This is a genomic window from Pseudomonas sp. NPDC089758 (assembly GCF_044748705.1).
Lineage (GTDB): Bacteria > Pseudomonadota > Gammaproteobacteria > Pseudomonadales > Pseudomonadaceae > Aquipseudomonas > Aquipseudomonas putida_X.
In genome coordinates, this window is sequence record NZ_JBIVGN010000002.1 from 343,816 (window position 1) to 365,539 (window position 21,724).

Annotated in this window: 22 protein-coding genes and 1 riboswitch; of the genes, 5 read left to right on the forward strand and 17 right to left on the reverse strand. The window is 64.5% G+C overall.

Annotated features, from left to right (window positions below; translation table 11 throughout):
- Position 1 precedes the first annotated feature (1 nt).
- Genes cobC through cobO form a run of 9 tightly spaced genes read right to left on the reverse strand, consistent with a single transcriptional unit; the run spans position 2 to position 8,034 of the window.
- On the reverse strand, positions 2-571 hold the full coding sequence (gene cobC, locus ACIPZH_RS04290; RefSeq protein WP_400635264.1) for an alpha-ribazole phosphatase family protein: 570 nt from the start codon (positions 569-571) through the stop codon (positions 2-4).
- The gene (gene cobT, locus ACIPZH_RS04295; RefSeq protein ID WP_400635266.1) at positions 568-1,623 is read right to left on the reverse strand and encodes a nicotinate-nucleotide--dimethylbenzimidazole phosphoribosyltransferase; all 1,056 of its coding nucleotides are present in this window, start codon (positions 1,621-1,623) and stop codon (positions 568-570) included. Before cobT ends, cobC begins: the two co-directional genes overlap by 4 nt.
- On the reverse strand, positions 1,620-2,141 hold the full coding sequence (gene cobU, locus ACIPZH_RS04300) for a bifunctional adenosylcobinamide kinase/adenosylcobinamide-phosphate guanylyltransferase (protein WP_400635268.1): 522 nt from the start codon (positions 2,139-2,141) through the stop codon (positions 1,620-1,622). Before cobU ends, cobT begins: the two co-directional genes overlap by 4 nt.
- Before the next feature lies 1 nt (position 2,142).
- Positions 2,143-3,597 carry a cobyric acid synthase gene (locus ACIPZH_RS04305; protein ID WP_400635270.1) on the reverse strand — a complete coding sequence of 485 codons (1,455 nt, stop codon included), beginning with the start codon at positions 3,595-3,597 and terminating at the stop codon, positions 2,143-2,145.
- Positions 3,594-4,586, reverse strand: coding sequence for a threonine-phosphate decarboxylase CobD (gene cobD, locus ACIPZH_RS04310; RefSeq protein WP_400635271.1), 993 nt, complete (start codon positions 4,584-4,586; stop codon positions 3,594-3,596). The genes ACIPZH_RS04305 and cobD overlap by 4 nt, the downstream gene beginning before the upstream one ends.
- Positions 4,579-5,487, reverse strand: coding sequence for an adenosylcobinamide-phosphate synthase CbiB (cbiB, locus tag ACIPZH_RS04315; protein WP_400635273.1), 909 nt, complete (start codon positions 5,485-5,487; stop codon positions 4,579-4,581). Before cbiB ends, cobD begins: the two co-directional genes overlap by 8 nt.
- On the reverse strand, positions 5,484-6,134 hold the full coding sequence (gene bluB / locus ACIPZH_RS04320) for a 5,6-dimethylbenzimidazole synthase (RefSeq protein WP_241802769.1): 651 nt from the start codon (positions 6,132-6,134) through the stop codon (positions 5,484-5,486). The genes cbiB and bluB overlap by 4 nt, the downstream gene beginning before the upstream one ends.
- A complete protein-coding gene (locus ACIPZH_RS04325; RefSeq protein WP_241802768.1) occupies positions 6,131-7,426 on the reverse strand; it encodes a cobyrinate a,c-diamide synthase in 1,296 nt (431 codons plus the stop codon). The genes bluB and ACIPZH_RS04325 overlap by 4 nt, the downstream gene beginning before the upstream one ends.
- On the reverse strand, positions 7,423-8,034 hold the full coding sequence (cobO, locus tag ACIPZH_RS04330; RefSeq protein ID WP_267821733.1) for a cob(I)yrinic acid a,c-diamide adenosyltransferase: 612 nt from the start codon (positions 8,032-8,034) through the stop codon (positions 7,423-7,425). Before cobO ends, ACIPZH_RS04325 begins: the two co-directional genes overlap by 4 nt.
- A 117-nt stretch (positions 8,035-8,151) precedes the next feature.
- Positions 8,152-8,372, reverse strand: a riboswitch (cobalamin riboswitch).
- Positions 8,373-8,564: 192 nt separating this feature from the next.
- Between cobO and ACIPZH_RS04335 the strand changes: the two genes are divergently transcribed.
- Positions 8,565-9,881: a PQQ-dependent sugar dehydrogenase gene (locus tag ACIPZH_RS04335; RefSeq protein WP_400635276.1), complete on the forward strand. Its 1,317-nt coding sequence runs from the start codon at positions 8,565-8,567 to the stop codon at positions 9,879-9,881.
- Positions 9,882-9,893: 12 nt separating this feature from the next.
- Here ACIPZH_RS04335 and ACIPZH_RS04340 read toward each other — a convergent pair whose 3' ends face one another.
- From ACIPZH_RS04340 to ACIPZH_RS04360, 5 genes are all read right to left on the reverse strand, one after another.
- Positions 9,894-10,427, reverse strand: a complete 534-nt coding sequence (locus ACIPZH_RS04340; RefSeq protein WP_241802764.1) for a C40 family peptidase — start codon at positions 10,425-10,427, stop codon at positions 9,894-9,896.
- 135 nt (positions 10,428-10,562) lie between these two features.
- On the reverse strand, positions 10,563-11,207 hold the full coding sequence (locus tag ACIPZH_RS04345) for a C40 family peptidase (RefSeq protein ID WP_400635278.1): 645 nt from the start codon (positions 11,205-11,207) through the stop codon (positions 10,563-10,565).
- A 126-nt stretch (positions 11,208-11,333) separates the two neighbouring features.
- Entirely contained in the window at positions 11,334-12,041 is a 708-nt protein-coding gene (gene hda / locus ACIPZH_RS04350) for a DnaA regulatory inactivator Hda (RefSeq protein WP_039601502.1), read from the reverse strand.
- 391 nt (positions 12,042-12,432) lie between these two features.
- On the reverse strand, positions 12,433-13,506 hold the full coding sequence (locus ACIPZH_RS04355) for an AI-2E family transporter (RefSeq protein WP_241802762.1): 1,074 nt from the start codon (positions 13,504-13,506) through the stop codon (positions 12,433-12,435).
- A 12-nt stretch (positions 13,507-13,518) separates the two neighbouring features.
- Entirely contained in the window at positions 13,519-14,610 is a 1,092-nt protein-coding gene (locus ACIPZH_RS04360; protein ID WP_400635280.1) for a DUF2066 domain-containing protein, read from the reverse strand.
- Between the two features lie 317 nt (positions 14,611-14,927).
- Here ACIPZH_RS04360 and purM point away from each other — a divergent pair, with 317 nt between their 5' ends.
- The 4 genes from purM (at position 14,928) to ACIPZH_RS04380 (ending at position 17,706) form a co-directional block, all read left to right on the forward strand.
- Positions 14,928-15,986 (forward strand): phosphoribosylformylglycinamidine cyclo-ligase, encoded by a 1,059-nt coding sequence (gene purM / locus ACIPZH_RS04365; protein WP_012313138.1) that lies wholly within the window; start codon positions 14,928-14,930, stop codon positions 15,984-15,986.
- Complete coding sequence (gene purN, locus ACIPZH_RS04370; RefSeq protein WP_349976574.1) at positions 15,986-16,639, forward strand: phosphoribosylglycinamide formyltransferase; 654 nt, start codon at positions 15,986-15,988, stop codon at positions 16,637-16,639. The genes purM and purN overlap by 1 nt, the downstream gene beginning before the upstream one ends.
- 8 nt (positions 16,640-16,647) lie before the next feature.
- On the forward strand, positions 16,648-17,358 hold the full coding sequence (locus ACIPZH_RS04375) for a DUF3108 domain-containing protein (protein WP_400635282.1): 711 nt from the start codon (positions 16,648-16,650) through the stop codon (positions 17,356-17,358).
- Positions 17,359-17,523: 165 nt separating this feature from the next.
- The gene (locus ACIPZH_RS04380) at positions 17,524-17,706 is read left to right on the forward strand and encodes a hypothetical protein (RefSeq protein WP_241802757.1); all 183 of its coding nucleotides are present in this window, start codon (positions 17,524-17,526) and stop codon (positions 17,704-17,706) included.
- Between the two features lie 275 nt (positions 17,707-17,981).
- On the opposite strand, the gene ACIPZH_RS04385 is transcribed toward ACIPZH_RS04380, so the two are convergent.
- The 3 genes from ACIPZH_RS04385 to relA all read right to left on the reverse strand — a co-directional run bounded on the left by ACIPZH_RS04385 (position 17,982) and on the right by relA (position 21,683).
- A complete protein-coding gene (locus tag ACIPZH_RS04385; protein ID WP_241802756.1) occupies positions 17,982-18,521 on the reverse strand; it encodes a DUF2058 domain-containing protein in 540 nt (179 codons plus the stop codon).
- Positions 18,522-18,547: 26 nt separating this feature from the next.
- A complete protein-coding gene (gene mazG / locus ACIPZH_RS04390) occupies positions 18,548-19,381 on the reverse strand; it encodes a nucleoside triphosphate pyrophosphohydrolase (protein WP_400635283.1) in 834 nt (277 codons plus the stop codon).
- 61 nt (positions 19,382-19,442) lie between these two features.
- The gene (gene relA, locus ACIPZH_RS04395) at positions 19,443-21,683 is read right to left on the reverse strand and encodes a GTP diphosphokinase (protein ID WP_241802754.1); all 2,241 of its coding nucleotides are present in this window, start codon (positions 21,681-21,683) and stop codon (positions 19,443-19,445) included.
- Between the last annotated feature and the right edge of the window lie 41 nt (positions 21,684-21,724).

Below are 21,724 nucleotides of genomic sequence, written 5' to 3' on the forward strand. Positions count from 1 at the left end.
TTCAGTGCACCTCGGTCAATTGGCCGTCTCCGCCCAGGCCCAGACGTACAAGCGCGCCGTGGCCCACTTCGACCTGCAGCAACTGCTCCTTGGGCAAACCGCGCGCACGCGCCAGCAGCAGGCGCATGACGCCACCGTGGGTGACCAGCAACACCTGCTTGCCGGCATGCTGCTGATGCAAGCGGGCGACAGCCCCCAGCACCCGCTGGGCGAACGCACTGACGGCCTCACCGCCGGGCGGCGTATAGCTGTAAGGATCGGCCCAGAAACGCCCCAGCTCATCCGCTTGCGTCTGCATGATCTGCAGGGCGCTGCGCCCTTCCCACTCACCGAAGTGCAGCTCTTGCAGATCGGCTTCGCGCTGCACCGTCAAACCCAGCCGTTCACCCAGCTCATCGGCAAACCGCGCACAACGCTGCAAGGGTGAGCTGACCACTACTTGCCAAGGGGCGCGATCCTCCACGGCACTGCGCATCTGCGCCCAGCCCAGTTCGGTGAGGGCATCGTCCAGGCTGCCACGCAAACCGCCACCCTGTTCGGTTTCACCGTGGCGCAACAAGTGCAGCATCATGCCGGCCGGTCCGCCACGGCCGCTTCGGCAAAGGTCGCCATCTGCCCATGCAGCACGCAGGCCATGCGCAACAGTGGCACCGCCAGCGCCGCACCGCTGCCCTCGCCCAGGCGCAGCCCCAGGGCCAGCAGCGGCTCGGCCTGCAGGGCCTCGAGCAACGCCTTGTGCCCAGGCTCGGCACCTTGGTGGGCAAACAGCAGCCAGGCCCGACAGTGTGGGTTCAGGCGCACGGCTACCAGCGCGGCGACGCTGCAGATGAAGCCGTCCACCAACACCGCGATGCCCTGCTGTGCACAGGCCAGGTAGGCGCCGGCCAGGGCGGCGATCTCAAAACCACCCACACAGGCCAGCGCCTGCAGCGGGTCGTCGGCACGCAGGCCGTGCAGCACCAAAGCGCGCTCGATCACCTCAGCCTTGTGGCGGACCCCTGCGCTGTCCAGGCCAGTGCCTGGGCCACTGAGTTCGCGCGCCGGGCAGCCCAGCAGGGTGCTGGCCAGCGCTGCAGCAGCCGTGGTATTGCCGATGCCCATCTCGCCGCCGATGAACAGCTGCGCGCCGTTCTGGGCTGCGCGCAGGGCGCTGTCACGGCCGGCTTGCAGGGCCGCCCGCAGTTGCACCTCGGTCATCGCCGGCTGGCGGGCGAAGTTGGCGGTGCCGGCACCCAGGCACAGGTGGCGAACACCAGTCAATTGCAGGTTCGGGTCGATGGTACCGAGGTCGACCACGTCCAGGCTTGCCTGCAGTTGGCGCGCCAGCACGCTGATCGCTGCGCCGCCGCCGACGAAGTTGCGCAACATCTGCCCGGTGACCGCCTGCGGATAGGCCGAAATCCCCTCCTCGACCACGCCATGGTCACCGGCAAAGAGCGTGATGGCGACCTGAACCAGGCTCGGTCGCTCAACCCCCTGCAGCCCGGCCAGATGCACAGCCAGGTGTTCCAGCTGGCCGAGCGACCCGGCAGGTTTGGTCAGCTGCTGCTGACGGGCGCGGGCCTGATCCATGGCGGCGGTGTCCAGAGGTTGGCAGGCATCAAGCCACCAGGTCGAATTCATAAAGCAGGTCCTTTGAGCATCAGGGGCAGGCCGGCGACAGTGAGTACCACGCGCTGGCAACGTTCGGCGACGGCCTGGTGCAGCCAGCCGGCCTGGTCGACATAGCGCCGGGTCAGCTCGCCCATGGGCACTACACCCAGGCCGGTTTCATTGCTGACCAGAATGATCACGCCGGGCAATTGCTCCAGGCAGTCGAGCAGTGCATCGCGCTCTTGGGCCAGGCGCTGATCGTCGTAGAGCATCAACAGATTGGTCAGCCACAGGGTCAGGCAGTCCACCAGCAGGCAGCGCCCTTCGCCCGCTTCGGCGCGCAGCGCGGCAGCCAGGGCCAGCGGCTCTTCGATCAGCGCCCAATCGCTTGGCCGGCGCTGGCGGTGCAGGCGTACCCGTTCGTTCATTTCGCCGTCAAGGGGTTCGCTGGTGGCGATATAGGTCACCGGCAGGCCGCTGTCGACTGCCAGTTGTTCGGCCAGGCGGCTTTTGCCCGAACGGGCACCGCCGAGGATCAGGTTGCGCATGTCAGGCGAGCCCACAAAGTTTGCGCAGTTGCGCGGTGTCCAGGTGCTTTTCCACCAGGTCGGCCAGGCGTTCGATATCCCGTTCGCGCAGGGCCTGGTAATCGATCTGCTGCACGTCCGCCAGGCCCGCCCAACGCAGCAGCGCTGCGCACGACTGGCTGCCTTCGAACAGGCCATGCAGGTAGGTGGCGAGGATCTGCCCGTCCGCGCTGATGGCTCCGTCGCTGCGGCCATCGGCCAGTTGCACGGCGGGGCGCTCCAGCGCAGGGCCTTGGGTGACGCCGGCATGGATCTCGTAACCGGCCACAGGCGACTGTTCGAGGTGCAAGGCCCCGGCTACGTTGCGCAGCTGCTTCTCGGCCTCAAGCACCGTGGCGTAATCGAGCAGGCCCAGCCCCGGGCTGGACCCGGCAGGCCCCTCGAGGCCGAGCGGATCATGCACCTCACGGCCCAGCATCTGCAGGCCGCCACAGATACCGATGAGCTTGCCATCGTAGCGCAGATGGCGGGCGATGGCGGTATCCCAACCGCGCGCGCGCAGTTGCGCCAGATCGCCACGCACGCTTTTGGAGCCAGGCAGGATGATCAGGTCGGCAGGCGGAATCGGCTGGCCAGGGCCGATGAACTGCAGGTCCACCTGGGGGTGCAGGCGCAATGGGTCGAAGTCGGTGTGGTTGCTGATGCGCGGCAGCACCGGCACGATCACCTTGAGCACGCGCTCATCCTTGGCCGCCTGGCGTACATCGATGCCGTCTTCGGCCTCCAGGTGCAGGTCGGTGACATACGGCAGCACACCCAGCACCGGCTTGCCCGTGCGCTGCTCCAGCCAGTCCAGGCCCGGCTGCAGCAGGGCGATGTCACCACGGAAACGGTTGATGACGAAGCCCTTGACCCGGGCCTGCTCGGTCGGCGACAGCAGTTCCAGGGTGCCGACCAGGTGGGCGAAAACGCCGCCGCGATTGATGTCGGCGACCAGAATCACCGGGCAGTCGACCGCTTCGGCGAACCCCATGTTGGCGATGTCACCCGCACGCAGGTTGATCTCGGCAGGCGAACCTGCACCTTCGACCATCACCACCGGGTACTGGCCGCTGAGGCGCTGGTGGGACGCCAGTACCGCCTGCATGGCAATGGCCTTGTAGTCGTGATAGGCCACCGCATTCATGCTGGTGACCGCGCGGCCATGGATGATGACTTGGGCGCCGGTGTCACTGTTGGGCTTGAGCAGCACCGGGTTCATGTCGGTGTGCGGCGCCAGGCGGCAAGCCTGGGCCTGGACCGCCTGGGCGCGGCCGATCTCACCGCCATCGGCAGTCACGGCACTGTTGAGTGCCATGTTCTGCGGCTTGAACGGCACCACGGCCACCCCCTCGCGCAGCAGCCACCGGCACAGGGCGGTCACCAGCGTGCTCTTGCCGGCGTCGGAGGTGGTGCCTTGCACCATGAGGGTGGTCATGCCATTTCCTTCTGATAATCGGCCAGGGCCTGGGCCAGCCGCTGCTCTTCAGCAGCGCAGGCGGGCAGGCCCAGGCGCACGGCAGGTGGCTGTTCGAACAGGCGCACCAGGATGCCGCGGCGGGCCAGAAAGTCATGCAGGTGCGCTGCGCGCTCGTAGCGTACGTACTGGAACAGGTCGCAACCACCTGCGGGGGCCAGGCCAGTGTTTTCCAGCAGCCGGGCAAGCCGTTGGCTGGCACGGGCACAACGCTCGATCTGCAGCCGGTGCGCTGCCCGGTCGGCGAAACACGCCTGGGCCAGCACCCGGGTCGGGCCGCTGATGGTCCACGGGCCCAGCAGGTCGGCCATGCGCCGCAACAGTGGCTGCTCGGCTGCCACGCAGCCCAAGCGCACACCGGCCAGGCCGAAGAACTTGCCGAACGAGCGCAGCACGATCAGCCCAGGGCGTTCGGCGCAACCGGCCACGCTGTGCTCGGGCGTGTTGTCCATGAAGGCTTCATCCACCACCAACCAGCCGCCGCGCTCGGCCAGGCGGGCATGCCATGCCAGCAGGCGATCGCGCGGCACGCGGTGGCCGGTGGGGTTGTTCGGGTTGACCAGCACCAGCACATCGAGGCTGTCCAGGCACGCCTGGGCCTCGCTTTCATCCAGTTCGATCACGTGATGCCCGGCGCGTCGCCAGGCCTGTGGATGCTCGGCATAGCACGGCGACAGCACTCCGACACGACCGCGCGGGCGCAGATGCGGAAGGGCCTGGATCGCCGCTTGCGAGCCCGCTACCGGCAACAATTGGCCAACACCGTAGTACTGGCGGGCCGCCTCTTCGAGGCCGTCTTCGGTCTCGGGTAGCCGCGCCCAGGCGTGCGCCGGGATCGGCGGCACCGGGTAGGCCCACGGCGCAATACCGCTGGACAGATCGAGCCAGGCCTCCCGGGCAATCCCGTATTGCCGCACTGCCCTGAGCAGTCGGCCGCCATGTTCAAGCATTGCAGTAGGCTCCCACGCACATCACCAGCAACCACAACCACACGCCACGCTGCACCAGGGCCCAGCCGCGCTCGATGGCACCGGCATCGGCTACCGGGCCTTCGCCCAGGCGCGGGCGCTCGTGGCGCTCACCGTGATACACCGCCGGGCCACCGAGTTCGACACCCAGCGCACCGGCCCCCGCCGCCATCACCGGCCCGGCGTTGGGGCTGTCCCACAACGGGCCCTGGTTGCGCCAACAGGCCAGCGCCAGGCGGGTTTTGCCGAGCAAGGCGTAGGTCAGTGCCACCAGCCTTGCGGGAATATAGTTGAGTACATCGTCGATGCGCGCCGCACACCACCCGAAGCGTTCAAAGCGTTCATTGCGGTAGCCCCACATGGCATCCAGCGTATTGCTCAGGCGGTACAGGACCACGCCCGGCGCTCCGGCCACGATGAACCAGAACAGCGCGGCGAACACGGCATCGCTGCCGTTCTCCAGCACCGATTCGGTTGCGGCCCTGGCCACGGCCGGCTCGTCGAGCTCGCCGGTCTCGCGGCTGACCAGGTAACCGACGCGGCGCCTCGCATCCTCCAGATCACCCTGGCGCAAGGCGCTGGCGACCGGCAGCACATGCTCGCCCAGGCTGCGCAGGCCCAGGGCGCAGTACAGCGCCAGCACATCCACCAACCAGCCAATGTAGGGCAGCCAGGAGAGGATCAGCGCCACCAGGGTCAAGGGCACCACGGCCAGGAACCAGGCACTCACGCCGTGGCTGCGCCAACCACGCCCACCGGCATTCAGGCGCTGCTCCAGGCTCGACGCCAGGTTACCGAAGGCCACCAGCGGATGGCGCCGCTGCGGCTCGCCGAACAATGCATCCAGGGCCACACCGGCCACGGTCAGCAAAGCGACACTCATGGGCGCTCTCCCCAGTGGTTCTCATACAGCATGTCGCTCAAAGGCCGCTCCTGGGCCCAGTTTTCCATCACCAGCATGGGCGCCGGATAGAACTCGGTGACAGGCCCCAGGCACAGCACCGCCACCGGTTTGGCGCCGGCAGGCATGCCCAGCAGCGCAGCCAGTGCCTGCGGGTCGAACAACGAGACCCAGCCCAGCCCCAGCCCTTCGGCACGGGCCGCCAGCCACAGGTTCTGAATGGCGCAGGCGAGCGAGGCGAGGTCCATTTCCGGCAAGGTCCGCCGGCCGAAAATATGTGGCTCGCGGTTGTCCATCAATGCCGCCACCAAGACTTCGGCGCAGTCGTTGATGCCTTCTACCTTGAGCTTCATGAAGGCGTCGCTGCGCTCGCCCAAGGCCTGGGCCGTGCGCACCCGCTCCTCCTCCACCAGCGCCTGGATCCGCCCGCGCAGATCCCCCTGGCTGATGCGGATGAACCGCCAAGGCTGCATCAGGCCAACGCTGGGGGCCTGGTGCGCTGCGCCGAGCAGGCGGCCGAGCACGTCAGGCGCAACGCTGCCGCCGGCGAAGTGGCGCATGTCGCGGCGCTCGCCGATTGCCCGGTAGACGGCCGCGCGCTCGGCATCACTGAAGGCGTGCTCGCTCATGGCCGCAACAGCGCCGCCGCCGCCTCTGGGTTGGAGGGGAAATAGAAGTGCACATAGGATGCAGTGAGCCGCCCAAGGCGGTAGACCGCCTCGTTGCCGCGCCCGCCGTTGGGGCTCAGGCCGCGCGCGATGGGCTGCAGCTCGGTGCTGGTCAGGGAGTGGTGGTAGGTGTGGCCGCGCAGAGTGCCTTCGGGCAGCTCCACAGCTTGCAGGGCCAGCGCCGCCAAGCGTTTTTGCATGGTCGCCTCGCCGGGCAGCAGGCCGAGCAGCGCTGCACGCTCACCGGCTACGTCGGTCAGGGCATCGAGCAGGTAGAGCATGCCACCGCACTCGGCCAGCAACGGCTTGCCGGCGCCGTGGTGCGCACGGATCGCGGCGCACATCGGGGCGTTGGCGGCCAGCGCATGGTGGTACAGCTCCGGGTAGCCGCCCGGCAGGTACAGGCTGTCTACATCGGGCAACGCGCGGTCGTGCAGCGGTGAGAAGAACGCCAGCTGTGCGCCCAGGTTGCGCAGCAGGTCGAGGTTGGCGCCGTAGGTGAAGGCGAACGCTGCGTCCCGGGCGACGCCAATGCGCACACCCGCCAGCGAGGCGGTGCAGGGCACTTCCTGCGGCGCGGCGAATGCCACCGGCGGCGGCAATGCGGCATCGCAGCTGCTGCCCAGTGCCTGGGCGGCAGCGTCCAGGCGCGCATCCAGGTCATTCAGCTCGCTGGCCTGTACCAACCCCAGGTGGCGGCTGGGCAGCTCGATACCGCGCTCGCGCGACAACCCGCCGTACCAGCGCAGGCCTTCGCTCAGGCTGCCTTCGAGCAACTGCGCGTGGCGCAGGCTGCCGACACGGTTGGCGAGCACCCCTGCGAACGGCAGGTCGGGCTGGTAGCGCGCCAGCCCCAGGGCCAGTGCACCAAAGGTCTGGGCCATGGCCGTACCATCGATCACCGCCAACACCGGCACGCCGAAGTGGCGCGCCAGGTCGGCACTGGACGGGGTGCCGTCGAACAGCCCCATCACGCCCTCTATCAGGATAAGGTCGGCCTCACCCGCCGCGTCCCACAGCAGGCGGCGGCTTTCCTGCGCACCGATCATCCACAGGTCGAGCTGGTACACCGGCGCCCCACTGGCACGCTCGAGGATCATCGGGTCGAGAAAATCAGGCCCGCATTTGAACACACGGACCTTGCGCCCAAGGTTGCGGTGCAGGCGGGCCAGGGCTGCGGTCACGGTGGTCTTGCCCTGGCCAGATGCCGGTGCTGCGATCAGGACGGCTGGGCAGTGGCGCGTCTGACTCACAGTTCGACGCCCTTCTGGGCACGGATACCCGCCTGGAAGGCATGCTTGAGCATGCCCATCTCGGTAACGGTGTCGGCCAGTTCGATCATTTCGGCTTTGGCCGCGCGGCCAGTGACGATCACATGCTGCATGGGGGGGCGCGCCTGGATGTCGCCAAGCACCTGATCGAGGTCGAGGTAGCCGTGCTTGAGGGCGATGTTCAGCTCGTCGAGCACCACGAACTGGACGCTCGGGTCCTGCAGCAGCTGGCGTGAAACCGCCCAGGCTGCCTCAGCGGCGGCAATGTCGCGCTGGCGGTCCTGGGTTTCCCAGGTGAAGCCTTCGCCCATCACGTGGTACCGCACCTGCTCGGGGAAGCGCCGGAAGAACAGCTCCTCGCCGGTACTGTTGCGGCCCTTGATGAACTGCACCACGCCGCACTGCATGCCGTGGCCCAAGGCGCGTGCGAGCATGCCGAACGCGGAACTGCTCTTGCCCTTGCCATTGCCGGTCAGCACCAGCAGCAGGCCGCACTCATTAGGGGAATTGGCGATGCGCTCGTCGATGATCGCCTTCTTGCGCTGCATGCGCGCCAGGTGACGTTCGTCGCGTTCGGTGGTTTCGCTCATGGGGGTCTCCGCAGGCTGTCGCCGCGTAAGACACGGCGACAGGTCGATAGGCGGGCAGACGGAGAGCGCGCAGGGCCGTGGCCAGACGCCACGGTGCACCGCGCATCACCCTCCGTGATGCCGTTGGCAGTGACAGGCCGGTCTCCGGGCTCGTGAGCGGGCGTTGGCCCGGGCCCGCGCGCCTTCCCGGATACTGGCATCCAGTGGCCGTGCGCGGTTTTTGACTCACCTACCGTTGCGGGGGCAGCGCCGGACTCGCACCTTATAGGCGCACACCGGCTTCCCAGTTTCACCCTGCCCAGACGGGCTTGCAGGGCACCTGAAACACGCGCGAAGGTTAGAGTGTTGCACCGGGAGCGTCAATCGAAGGGGGTGATTTGGCAGCGATCTGATGCCGATAAAGGCGCATGATCGATTGCTCATGGATCGCTGCGAGCGGATCGGCCGCTACGACCGGGAAGTGCTCAGCTGAACCACTGGCCGTTCTCCCGGCTCTGAATCTTCAAGAGCATCGTCACAGGGGTGCAGACATGAAACACATGCGTGTTGTCTTTCCTTGGGTACTGGGCGCTTGCCTGGCGGGCTGCACCGAAAGGGCCATGCTGGAGGTCAGTGAGGGCAGCGGCCCGTCTGTACAGCTGCCCCCACCGAAAAAGACGTTGATACCCACCGTCAATATCGCGCCCGCCATCGGTTGGCCAACGGGTGGTAAACCCAAGGCGGCAGCAGGCACACAGGTGAACGCCTTCGCCGACAACCTCGACCACCCGCGTTGGCTTCATGTACTGCCCAACGGTGATGTGCTAGTGGCAGAGACCAATGCCCCGCCCAGGCCTGATGATGGCAAGGGCCTGCGTGGCTGGGCCATGGACAGGGCGATGAAGCGCGCCGGTGCCGCGGTGCCCAGCGCCAACCGCATCACCTTGCTGCGCGATGCCGACCATGACGGCGTTGCCGACACCCGCACGACCTTCATCGACGGGCTCAATTCGCCGTTTGGCATGGCACTGATCGGCCAGGATTTCTATGTCGCCGACACCGACAGGCTGCTGCGCTTTCGCTACACATCGGGTGCTCTGCAGCTTCGCGAACCGCCGGCGCAGGTCATCGAGTTGCCAGCGGGGCCCCTGAACCATCACTGGACCAAGAACGTCATTGCCAGTGCCGATGGCAAGAAGCTGTATGTGACAGTCGGCTCCAACAGCAATGTCGGTGAGAACGGCATGGAACAGGAACAGGGACGCGCTGCGATCTGGGAGGTCGATGCGGCCAGCGGCGCGCACCGGATCTTTGCCTCTGGGCTGCGCAACCCCAACGGCCTGGCCTGGGAGCCGCGTACTGGTGCCTTGTGGACGGCAGTCAACGAGCGTGACGAGATCGGCAGTGACCTGGTGCCCGACTACATCACATCGGTGAAAGATGGCGGCTTTTATGGTTGGCCCTACAGCTATTACGGCCAGCACGTCGATGAGCGGGTCGTGCCGCCGAACCCGCAAAAAGTCGCGCAGGCACTTGTGCCGGACTATGCCGTGGGGCCCCATACCGCATCACTGGGGTTGGCGTTTGCAGAGCCCGGAGCGCTGCCTGCACCGTTCGACCACGGTGCTTTCGTGGGCCAGCATGGTTCCTGGAATCGCCAACCGCACAGTGGCTACAAAGTGATCTTCGTGCCCTTCGACACGGCTGGCAAACCTGTCGGCAAACCGATCGACCTGCTCAGCGGCTTTCTGGATGGCGATGCCAACGCCATGGGGCGACCGGTAGGCGTGGTCAACGACCATCGCGGCGGCGTGCTGGTGGCAGACGATGTGGGCAACGTGGTGTGGCGGGTAAGCAAGGCGCCGTAGCGCCTTGCGCGATCAAGGGTTATGCGCCAGATGCCCTTGAGTGATCACCCGTTTTGCCTGCAGGTAGGCTTTGGACCAGTAACTGTTGGACAGGTAATCCAGGCGCACAGTGCCACCGGTGGACGGAGCATGCACGAAACGCCCTTCGCCCACGTAGATACCGGCGTGACTGACCTGCGAACCACCGCTGGTGGCGAAGAACACCAGGTCGCCCGATTGCAGGGAGTGGACATCCACGGTCGGAGCACGCATGACGATCATTTCTCGGGTGGAGCGAGGCAGGCTGATGCCCGCCGCATCCCGGTAGACATAGTTGATCAAGCCACTGCAATCGAAACCGGAATCGGGTGTGTTACCGCCCCAGCGATACGGCGTACCCACCAGACCGATCGCGCGCATCAGCACGTCGTTGGCAATCGGCGAAGCAGGGGGTTGGCTGTACGAGACCTGAGGCTGTACCACAGGCGCCGGTGCCGGGGCACGGCTGGAGCAGGCAGCAAGCAATGCCACCAGGGAAAGGAGTGCGAAGCGCGCCATCATCACCATGGCAGAACATCCTGTCTGAGATCGCTGGGCTGCAACCGAAAAGTGTTGAGAATTTAGATTAGACGCATTCTGTAAATGCGCACGGCGACTAGCTTTTCAAGCATCGTCGCCGTGGCAGGGTACATCATTTTGATATCAGTTGCGTGCGAGATTGCTCGCCGGCGCCATGGCCAGGGCGCGCTTGGCCTCGATGAAGGTCTTGCTCCAGTAGCGATCACCGAGGTTGTCGATGCGCACACCACCGCTGCGGCGGCTGCTGGAGTGGATGAACTGGTTGTCACCCAGATAGATGCCGGCATGGCTGACACGGCCACGGCCATTGGTGCTGAAGAACAGCAAGTCACCCGGCTTGAGCTTGTTGCGGGCCACCTTGGGCGCATCGACGTTGATCATTTCGCGGGTCGAGCGCGGCAGGGTCATGCCGGCCTCTTCGCGAAACAGGTAGCCGATGAAACCGCTGCAATCGAAACCGGACGCCTGCGAGGTACCACCGTAGCGGTAACGGGTACCGATCAGCGACATGCCACGTTCGAGGATGCTGTCGGCCAAGGCTGGCAACTGATAAGGCTTGCTGGTGCTGGAGAACGCCTGAAGGTCATCTTCAGTGGCCACTTCGGGTTGCTCGCCGAACACGGACGATACCGAAGCTTTGGCCTTGGGCGCCGACTGAGCGGCGACCGGGGTGTGATCCTGGGGCTGGGAAACAGGGCCTTGGGCCGCGCAGCCAATCAGCAGGGTCACAAGTGCGAGGGGCACGAGGGGTGCGAAGCGCTTGAGCATGGGCACGACCGTGTCTGTAGTCCTTTAGAAGGGGGAAACTATGCCTTCTATCAGGCCCATTTGCAAATTTTATCGAAAAAGATGTGACTTTTTCGTTTTGCCGCTCAAAGCCCCGTATTCAAGGGCTTACCAGCCAAGGGTTTCTTTCAGGAACGGGATGGTCAGCTTGCGCTGTGCCTGCAAAGAAGCCTGATCGAGCCGCTCGAGCAGGTCGAACAGGGCACTCATGCTGCGCGTACCACGGGTCAGGATGAAGTGGCCGACTTCATCGGTCAGGTGCAGGCCACGGCGCGAAGCGCGCAATTGCAGGGCGCGCAGCTTGTCTTCATCAGACAGCCCGCGCATCTGGAATACCAGCGCCAGGGTCAGGCGGGACTTGAGGTCGGGCAGCTTGATCGGCAGTTCGCGCGGCGAGGCCGAGGCGGCCAGCAGCAGGCGCCGACCACTGTCGCGCAGGCGGTTGAACAGATGGAACATCGCCTCTTCCCACTCTGCCTTGCCGGCAATCACGTGCAAGTCGTCGATGCACACCAGTTCGTACTGCGCCAGGTAATCGAGCAACCCGATACCACGATCGAGCAACTGCGCCAGCGGCAGGTACACAGCGGCTTCGCCCCGCTGCTGGAAGCGGTGAGTGGCGGCCTGCAACAGGTGGCTACGGCCGACACCCTGCTTGCCCCACAGGTAGATGAGGCTCTCGGTCCAGCCGGCGTCGGCTTCGCACAGCCGCTCTACGTAGCCCAACGCCGCTGCATTGGCGCCCGGATAGTAGTTGATGAAGGTGGCGTCATCGCGCAGGCGCACACCCAGGGGCAACTGGATCGGTGGTTTCATGCTCGCGGGCGGTCGGGAGACCACAGGGGGCCTAGGGTGATCGGTGTGCAAAGTCTATACCCGCAACGCGGGTGGCACAATCGCGAAGGCACGGAGCACAAGCAAAATCAACGAGTTGCAAGACAGTTTGGCGCCTACAGGGATTGCGCCGGCCTTTAGACATTGGGCAAGACAGTTGCTTCCACAGGTAAAGCGCAGGCCTGAAGAACAGCGCGGTCGTGGTGGGAGCCGGCTTGCCGGCGATGGGCTGCGTAGCAGCCCCTTAGCGGAGCTGTAATACCCCGAGCGCCCTCGACGGAACCAGCGAGCATCGGGGGCCGCTTTGCGGCCCATCGCCGGCAATCTCCCACTTGGATGGCGCCAGCGTTTAGAAGTAGAGCAAGACAGTAGCTTACAGATCAGGGTCGACCTCCCCCGCGTACATGTCCGATTCCTTGTACAGGTCATGCACATGGCGCAGCAGCACCATGATCACTGCAGCCACTGGCAAGGCCAGCAGCACGCCGGTAAAGCCGAACAGTTCGCCCCCGGCAAGGATGGCGAAGATCACCGCCACCGGATGCAGGCCGATACGGTCCCCCACCAGCAACGGTGTCAGCACCATGCCTTCCAGCGCCTGGCCGACCATGAACACTGCGACGATGCCCAGCATCGGGTACAGGTCGCCGCCAAACTGGAACAACCCGGCCACCAGCGCCGCACCGATGCCAATGATGAAGCCCATGTAGGGCACGATGGCCGCCAGGCCGGCCAGCATGCCGATCAGCAGCCCCAGCTCCAGCCCCACCAGCATCAGCCCGGCGGAATAGATCACCCCGAGCGCCAGCATGACCATCAACTGGCCCCGCACGAAGGCCCCCAACACCTCATGGCACTCTGCGGCCAGCCCGACCACCTGCGACTCGCGCTGGCGCGGCAGCAGGCTGCGCAGTTTGGCCATCATCAGGTCCCAGTCGCGCAACAGATAGAAGCCCACCACCGGGATCAGCACGAAGTTGGCCAGCCAGGCCAGCAGCGCCAGGCTCGAGGCAGTGGCTTGGGACAGCAGCATGCCAACGATGTCCGTGGTCTGGCCCATATGCTCACTGACCGCGGCCTTGATCTTGTCGAACTTCCAGAACCCGTCGGCCAGGCCCAGGCGGCTCTGCACCCAGGGCAGCGCCACATGTTGCAACCAGTCGAGCATCTGCGGCGTCAGTTCATACAGCCGCACCAGCTGTTTGGCCAGCATCGGGATCAGGATGAGCAGCAGCGCCAGCAGGATCAAGGTGAACAGGGTGAAGACCACCACCACTCCCCAGGTCCGCGACAACCCCATGCGCTCCAGGCGATCGACCAGCGGATCGGCCAGATAAGCCAGCAGGATACCCACCAAAAAGGGTGAGAGGATGTTGTGCAGGCCATAAAGAAGCAGGGCGATCAGCAGGGCGACACCCACCCAGATCCAACGGCGCATATCAGTCATGGTCGCTTATCCTTACCAGCGAAAACGCAGGCCGTCGAACGGCTTGGGGGCTACAGCAGCCGTTGCCGGTTGCCCTGGCGTAGCTTCGGCTCCAGGCGCAGGCGTAGCCGGGGCGGCAGGCGCAGGCGTAGCCGGGGCGGCAGGCGCCTGCTCAGCGGGGACCTCCTGCAACTTGGCCAAGCCAAGCTGTGCACGCAACTGCTCAGGGTTGGCAGTGACGCCATAGGTCAAGGTCTTGCCGTCGGCCAGTTGCAGGCGCGGGCCGTAAGGTTCGAGCACGCGGTTGAGCTCAGCGTAACGCTGCAGGTTCACGCCTTGCACCTGCACCTGCAACTGGCTGCTGGCGCCGGGCCGGGTCACGTAACGAGGGGCCAGGCGGTTGCTGACAGCCAGCATCACAGCATCGGCCAATGCGGCCTGGTCTGCGCCTTCAGCGCTGCCTTGCTCGCGCTTGTCGCCCAGCCACAGCTGCCATTTGCCTTGCCACTTGCCGTCAGCCTCCAGGGCGTGCACGGCCAACAGCGCATCGGCGCCATAACGCTCGGAAGCTTCGCGCAGTGGCGCCGGGTCGTTGCCTTCGAGCTGTTTGGCGTTGGCCACCAGTTGCTCCTGCAGGTCGGCCAGCGGCAGGCGCAGTGGCAGGCCGCGGTGCTGGGCGGCACGGCGCAGCGCCTGGGCGCTGGTCTGGCCATCGCCAACCAGGCTGCTGCCCTCGACACTGTCATTGAGCCACCAGCCGAGAATCGACGGCCGATTGCTGCCCCACAGCGCCAGCCCGGCCTTGCGCAAGGCCCGCTCGGTGCTACCAGGGTCGAACTCGACCATCACCGACTCAGGCGGGCCGGCCTCGGTACCGACCTGGTTGATGATCTGTTGCGGGTCTTTGCGCAGCTCGGCCAGCGCCGGGTTTTGCGGGGCCTTGGGGTCGCCGGTCAGGCGCAGCACCAACGTATCGAGCGCCTTGGTGGTGGCTGCAGTACGGGCTTCAGCGCCCTGCCCTTCGAGCGGTTCGCGCACCTGATAGAGCCCGGAAACGCTTTCGGCCTGGGCGGCGATACTGACCAAGGCAAGGCAGCCGGCTGACAGATAATTGAGAAGACGCATTGAGGATTCCTGTCCAGTCGAGCTTCAAGCTGCAAGCTTCAAGCTGTAAGAAAAAGCAGTCAGAACCCCAGCGCTTTGACTCGCGACTGGGGCTCGCTGATTGCAGCTTATACAGAAGGGGCTGCATCAACCACCCGCGAGGCTTTTTCAGTAATTTACTGCCCTGCCCGTCGGCCTGAGGATGGCCGCTGCACCGCAACCCTGATAAAATCGCGCGCCTTCACAGACCTCTGACGTTTCAGGCAGCCGCCGCTCCCAGCCGGCCTTGGCCGTCACGGTCGTTTTTACGAATCCCTCCCTCTTAAAGGCCTGGATCAATGAGCAAGCAACCCTCCCTGAGCTACAAGGACGCCGGTGTAGACATCGACGCCGGCGAAGCACTGGTCGAACGCATCAAGGGCGTGGCAAAACGCACCGCACGCCCTGAAGTCATGGGTGGCCTGGGTGGCTTCGGCGCCCTCTGCGAGATCCCGGCCGGCTACAAGCAGCCGGTGCTGGTCTCTGGCACCGACGGCGTCGGCACCAAGCTGCGCCTGGCGCTGAACCTGAACAAGCACGACAGCATCGGCCAGGACCTGGTCGCCATGTGCGTCAATGACCTGGTGGTCTGCGGCGCCGAGCCGCTGTTCTTCCTCGACTACTACGCCACCGGCAAGCTCAACGTCGACGTCGCCGCGACCGTGGTCACCGGCATCGGCGCAGGCTGTGAGCTGGCCGGCTGCTCCCTGGTTGGCGGCGAAACCGCAGAAATGCCGGGCATGTACGAAGGCGAAGATTACGACCTGGCCGGTTTCTGCGTCGGCGTGGTGGAAAAGGCCGAGATCATCGACGGCTCCAAGGTCGCTACCGGCGACGCGCTGATCGCCCTGCCGTCTTCCGGCCCGCACTCCAACGGTTACTCGCTGATCCGCAAGATTCTCGAGGTGTCGGCGACCGACATCGAGAACACCCAGCTCGACGGCAAGCCGCTGACCGACCTGCTGATGGCGCCGACCCGCATCTACGTCAAGCCACTGCTGCAACTGATCAAGCAGACCGGCGCCGTCAAGGCCATGGCCCACATCACCGGTGGTGGCCTGCTGGACAACATCCCGCGCGTTCTGCCGAAAAACGCCCAGGCCGTGGTTGACGTGGCCAGCTGGCAGCGCCCTGCGGTATTCGACTTCCTGCAAGAGAAAGGCAACGTCGACGAGCACGAGATGCACCGTGTACTGAACTGCGGCGTGGGCATGGTCATCTGCGTGGCCCAGGACCAGGTCGAGGCAGCACTGAATGTACTGCGTGCAGAAGGCGAGCAGCCTTGGGTCATCGGTCGCATCGAACAAGCCGCTGAAGGCGCTGCCCAGGTCGAGCTGCAGAACCTCAAGGCACACTGATGCCGAGCGAGCCCTGCAATGTAGTGGTACTGCTGTCGGGTTCGGGCAGCAACCTGCAAGCCTTGATCGATAGCAGCCATGGTGAAAACAGCCCGGTACGCATCGCTGCGGTGATTTCCAACCGCGCCGACGCCTACGGGCTGCAACGCGCGGCGGCGGCGGGTATCGCCACCGCCGTACTGGACCACACCGGCTTCGACGGCCGTGAAGCCTTCGATGCAGCGCTGATGGCGCGCATCGACGGCTTCGCGCCCGACCTGGTAGTGCTGGCCGGCTTCATGCGTATCCTCAGTGGCGGCTTCGTTCGCCACTATCAGGGCCGCCTGCTCAACATCCATCCGTCACTGCTGCCCAAATACAAGGGCCTGCATACTCACCGACGGGCCTTGGAGGCAGGCGACGCCGAGCACGGCTGCAGCGTACACTTCGTCACCGAGGAACTCGATGGCGGCCCTCTGGTCGTACAGGCTGTGGTGCCGGTCGCGTCAGGCGATAGCGCTGAGAGCCTGGCCCAGCGAGTACACCAACAGGAACACCAGATCTACCCGCTGGCAGTGCACTGGTTTGCCGAGGGGCGCTTGCGCCTGGGCGAACAGGGTGCATTACTGGATGGCCAGCCACTGCCGGCCAGTGGTCATTTGATCCGACCCTAGGAGAATTTATGCGTCGCGCCCTGCTCTTGGCTCTCGCCGTGCTCGCCCTGCCCCTCCAGGCAGCCGATCTGAAACCCTTCTCGGCCAGTTACACCGCCGACTGGAAGCAACTTCCCATGAGCGGCACTGCCGAGCGCAGCCTGGTCAAGAATGCCAACGGTACCTGGGACCTTAATTTCAAGGCTTCCATGATGATCGCCAGCCTGACCGAGCAAAGCACCCTGCGCATGGACAACGACACCCTGCTGCCGCAGAAGTATCACTTCGAGCGTGGCGGCCTGGGCAAAGCCAAGAAAGTCGACCTCACCTTCGACTGGAGCGGCAAGAAAGTCACCGGCAGCGACCGGGGTGACGCCGTCAGCCTGCCGCTCAACCGCGGCGTGCTGGACAAGTCCTCTTATCAGCTGGCGCTGCAGCATGATGTGGCCGCTGGCAAGAAAAGCATGACCTACCAGGTGGTCGATGGTGACGAGATCGACACCTACGACTTCCGCGTGCTGGGCACAGAGAAAGTCACCACCAAAACCGGCCAGGTCGAGGCGGTAAAGGTCGAGCGCGTGCGCGACCCAAGCCAGAGCAAGCGCATCACCGAGCTGTGGTTCGCCAAGGACTGGGACTACCTGCTGGTCCAACTGCGCCAGGTCGAAACCGATGGCAAGGAGTATGTGATCGTGCTGCAGGATGGTACGGTCGATGGCAAGTCGGTCAAAGGCAGCTAAGCCGCAGCCCGCAAGATCCGTAGCCCCGCCCTGTGCGGGGCTTCTTTTTGCCTGGGCAACATGAAACTTGTTTCATGGCTATTTTATTTACTTAGGCTGCTAACAAACTCTATAAAAGAGGTGCGCGACAGAATGTCGCAACCAACTGAACAGTGGAGTTTAACGATGACAGTCCAAGTAACTGAACGCGACGAATCGAAAATGTCCCACGAAGGCCTGGCCGCTGGCGTGCGGATCTGGGATGTGCACCAGCAAGGCGAATTGGTCGGAATGTTCCACAATGAACACGAAGCCCACCAATACCGGGCAGAGCTTGAAGTGCAGGAAAACCAGCGCACTTCGCAATGACCCGCACAGGCTTTTGATTTGGGGCCGCTGCGCGGCCCATCGCCGGCAAGCCGGCTCCCACCGGGATCGCGCCAGCTTTTAGAAGTTGAGCAAGACAGTTGCCCCACAGGATGGAGTACCACAAGACATTGGCTTGGTGTCCCACTTCCTGGGGGCAGCGCAGTACTCGAGGTGTGTGCTGTACCTGTGGGCGCTGGCTTGCCAGCGATGGGCCGCGCAGCGGCCCTACTAACGCTAACTGACTGACACTACCGCTAAGGCGGGGTGATTGGTGCTTACCACATCAAGTCGTCAGGGATCTTGTACGCCGCATACGGATCGTCCTCATCCGCTTCCTCGACATGGGTATTGAGCAGCAGGATGCGATGGGGGTCGCGCTCCTGGATCTTCACCGCTGCCTCGCGCGGAATGACTTCGTACCCCCCACCAAACGACACGATCGCTAGCGCGCCATTGCTCAGCTTGGTACGCATCAGGGCGTTTACCGCAATACGTTTGACCTTCTTGTCGTCGACGAAGTTGTAGTAGTCCTCAGTCGTGAGCTTGGGCAGGCGGGTCGCCTCGATCAACTGCTTGATCTGCGCGGCACGGGCCTTCTGTTCGGCCTTTTCCTGCTGCTGACGGTTCAGTTCCTGGTCACGCTTGGCCTTCTCGGCCATGGCTTCCTTGGCCAGGCGCTGCTGGGTGTCGTCGACTTCGACCTGGCCCTTGTGCTCCAGGCGTTTCTGTTTCTTTTGGGCCTTGTTGGCCTGGGAGACCTGCTTCTGGTTGACCAGACCGGCCTTGAGCAATTGATCGCGAAGGGAAAGACTCATGGATGTTCACTCACTTATGCAGCCACTCAGCCGCAGCTGGGCAGGTTCTTTTCCTGACGTTTGGCTTCCCCCCAAAGGGCGTCCAGTTCGTCAAGGTTACACGATTCGATGGGGCGACCGCTGTCGCGCAATGCCTGTTCGATGAAGCGGAAACGCCGCTCGAACTTGCGGTTGGCACGACGCAGTGCATTTTCCGGGTCTTGCTTGAGGTGACGGGCCAGGTTGACAGCCGCGAACAGCAGGTCGCCGACTTCATCTTCGACTGAGTCGGAATCCCCGTCGGCCATGGCCTGCAACACTTCGTCGAGCTCTTCACGGACCTTGTCCAGCACCGGCAATGCGTCTGGCCAGTCGAAACCGACAGTGGCGGCACGCTTTTGCAGTTTGGCGGCCCGGGACAGGGCAGGCAATGCCGCCGGCACGTCATCGAGCAGCGACAGCTGTTCAGGCTCGCTTTTCTCGGCACGTTCCTGGGCCTTGATTTCTTCCCAGCGCGACTTGACCTGTGCCTCGCTCAGGCTCGGCGTGTCCAGCGGCGCGTACAACTCGCCGGTGGGAAATACATGGGGGTGGCGGCGGATCAGCTTGCGGGTAATCGCATCGACCACACCGTCGAACTCGAACCGCCCCTCCTCCCTGGCCAGCTGGCTGTAGTAGACCACCTGGAACAGCAGATCACCGAGTTCGCCCTGAAGGTGCTCGAAATCCCCGCGCTCGATGGTGTCGGCAACTTCGTAGGCCTCTTCGATGGTGTGCGCCACGATGCTCGCGTAGTTCTGCTTGAGGTCCCACGGGCAACCGTACTGCGGGTCGCGCAGCCGGGCCATGAGGTGCAGCAGGTCTTCGAGGGAATAGGTCATGTAGCAGGTCCTTCGGCGGTGACTTCGTTGCGGGCAAGCCCACAAAGAAGCCACCGCAGTGTCAAGGGGTACGGTTACGCCGCGTCTCGATAATGTTCGGCAACTGCGAAATCCTGCCCAGCAGACGCCCCAGCGCATCCAGGCCCGGAATCTCGATGGTCAGCGACATCAGCGCGGTGTTGTCTTCCTTGTTCGAGCGGGTGTTGACTGCCAGCACGTTGATCTTCTCGTTGAGCAGCACCTGCGACACATCGCGCAGCAACCCTGGGCGGTCGTAGGCACGGATAACGATATCGACCGGGTAGGTCTGCACCGGTATCGGCCCCCAGCTGACCTGAATCATCCGCTCCGGCTCACGCCCTGCCAGTTGCAGCACCGAGGCACAGTCCTGGCGGTGAATGCTCACCCCGCGGCCCTGGGTGATGTAGCCGACAATGGCATCGCCCGGCAGCGGCTGGCAGCAGCCGGCCATCTGCGTGAGCAGGTTGCCGACGCCCTGGATCTGGATGTCGCCACGCTTGCCATTGCGCGGGCCGCTAGGCTTGCGCGGCACCAGTTCGATCTGCTCGATACGCTCGGGCTCGAGCAGTTGCTGAGCAGCGTTGACCAGGTGAGCCAGGCGCAGGTCACCGGCACCGAGCGAGGCGAACATGTCCTCGGCGGTCTTGACGTTGGTCTTCTCGGCCAGGCGTTCGAAGTCTACCTGCGGCAGGCCCAGGCGGCTGAGCTCGCGCTCGAGCAAGGTCTTGCCTGCGGCGACGTTCTGATCGCGGGCCTGCAGCTTGAACCAGTGAACGATCTTGGCCCGTGCCCGTGAGGTGGTGACGTACCCCAGGTTGGAGTTCAGCCAGTCCCGGCTCGGGTTGCCGTGCTTGCTGGTGATGATCTCCACCTGCTCGCCGGTCTGCAGGCTGTAGTTGAGCGGCACGATGCGCCCGTTGATCTTGGCGCCACGGCAGTTGTGGCCGATCTCGGTGTGCACCCGGTAGGCGAAGTCCAGCGGCGTGGCGCCCTTGGGCAGGTCGATGGCATGGCCGTCGGGGGTGAATACGTAGACCCGGTCCGGTTCGATATCGACCCGCAACTGCTCGGCCAGGCCACCGATGTCGCCCAGTTCCTCATGCCATTCGAGCACCTGGCGCAGCCAGGAGATCTTCTCTTCGTAGTGATTGGAGCTGGGCTTGACGTCGGTGCCCTTGTAGCGCCAGTGGGCGCAGACGCCCAGTTCGGCCTCTTCGTGCATGCCGTGGGTACGGATCTGCACTTCCAGCACCTTGCCCTCGGGGCCGATCACGGCGGTGTGAAGCGAACGGTAGCCGTTCTCCTTGGGGTTGGCGATGTAATCGTCGAACTCTTTGGGAATGTGCCGCCACAAGGTGTGGACGATACCGAGCGCCGTATAGCAGTCGCGCACTTCCGGTACCAGCACGCGCACCGCACGCACGTCGTAGATCTGGCTGAATTCCAGGCCTTTGCGCTGCATCTTGCGCCAGATCGAGTAGATGTGTTTCGCCCGCCCACTGATGTCGGCGTTGACGCCGGTGGCCAGCAGCTCATTCTGCAGCTGGTTCATCACATCAGTGATGAAGCGCTCACGGTCCAGCCGGCGCTCGTGCAACAGCTTGGCGATCTGCTTGTACTGATCGGGCTCCAGGTAGCGGAAGGACAGGTCTTCCAGCTCCCACTTGATGTGGCCGATGCCAAGCCGATGGGCCAGCGGCGCATAGATGTCGAAGACCTCCCGCGCCACACGCAGACGCTTCTCGTCATCGGCGGACTTCACCGCACGGATCGCGCAGGTGCGCTCGGCCAGCTTGATCAGCGCCACGCGCACATCGTCGACCATCGCCACCAGCATCTTGCGCAGGTTCTCCACCTGCGCCTGCGAGCCCAGCACCAGCGACTGGCGCGGGCTGAGGCTGGCACTGATGGCGGCCATGCGCAGCACGCCGTCGATCAGCTTGGACACCACAGGGCCGAAACGCTGCCCGACTTCGGCCAGGGTCACCTTACCCTCACGCACGGAGCGGTAGATCACCGCCGCCACCAGCGAATCCTGGTCGAGCTTGAGGTCGGCGAGGATTTCGGCGATTTCCAGGCCAGCCTGGAAACTGGAGGTTCCATCGGCCCAGGAATGCTTGGCAGGGTTGCCCTTTTTCTCGATTTCCTGGGCGAACTCGCAGGCCTCTTCGAGTGCCACGCGATCCAATGCCGAATCGACGCTCACCACATGATCCAGCCATGCTTCGAGATTGATACTGCCGTCCGTATTGACCGGCTGGTGCACTCTCACCTGTACCATCTTTGTTTTACCTTTCCATACAGCGCACCACTCGGAGCGCT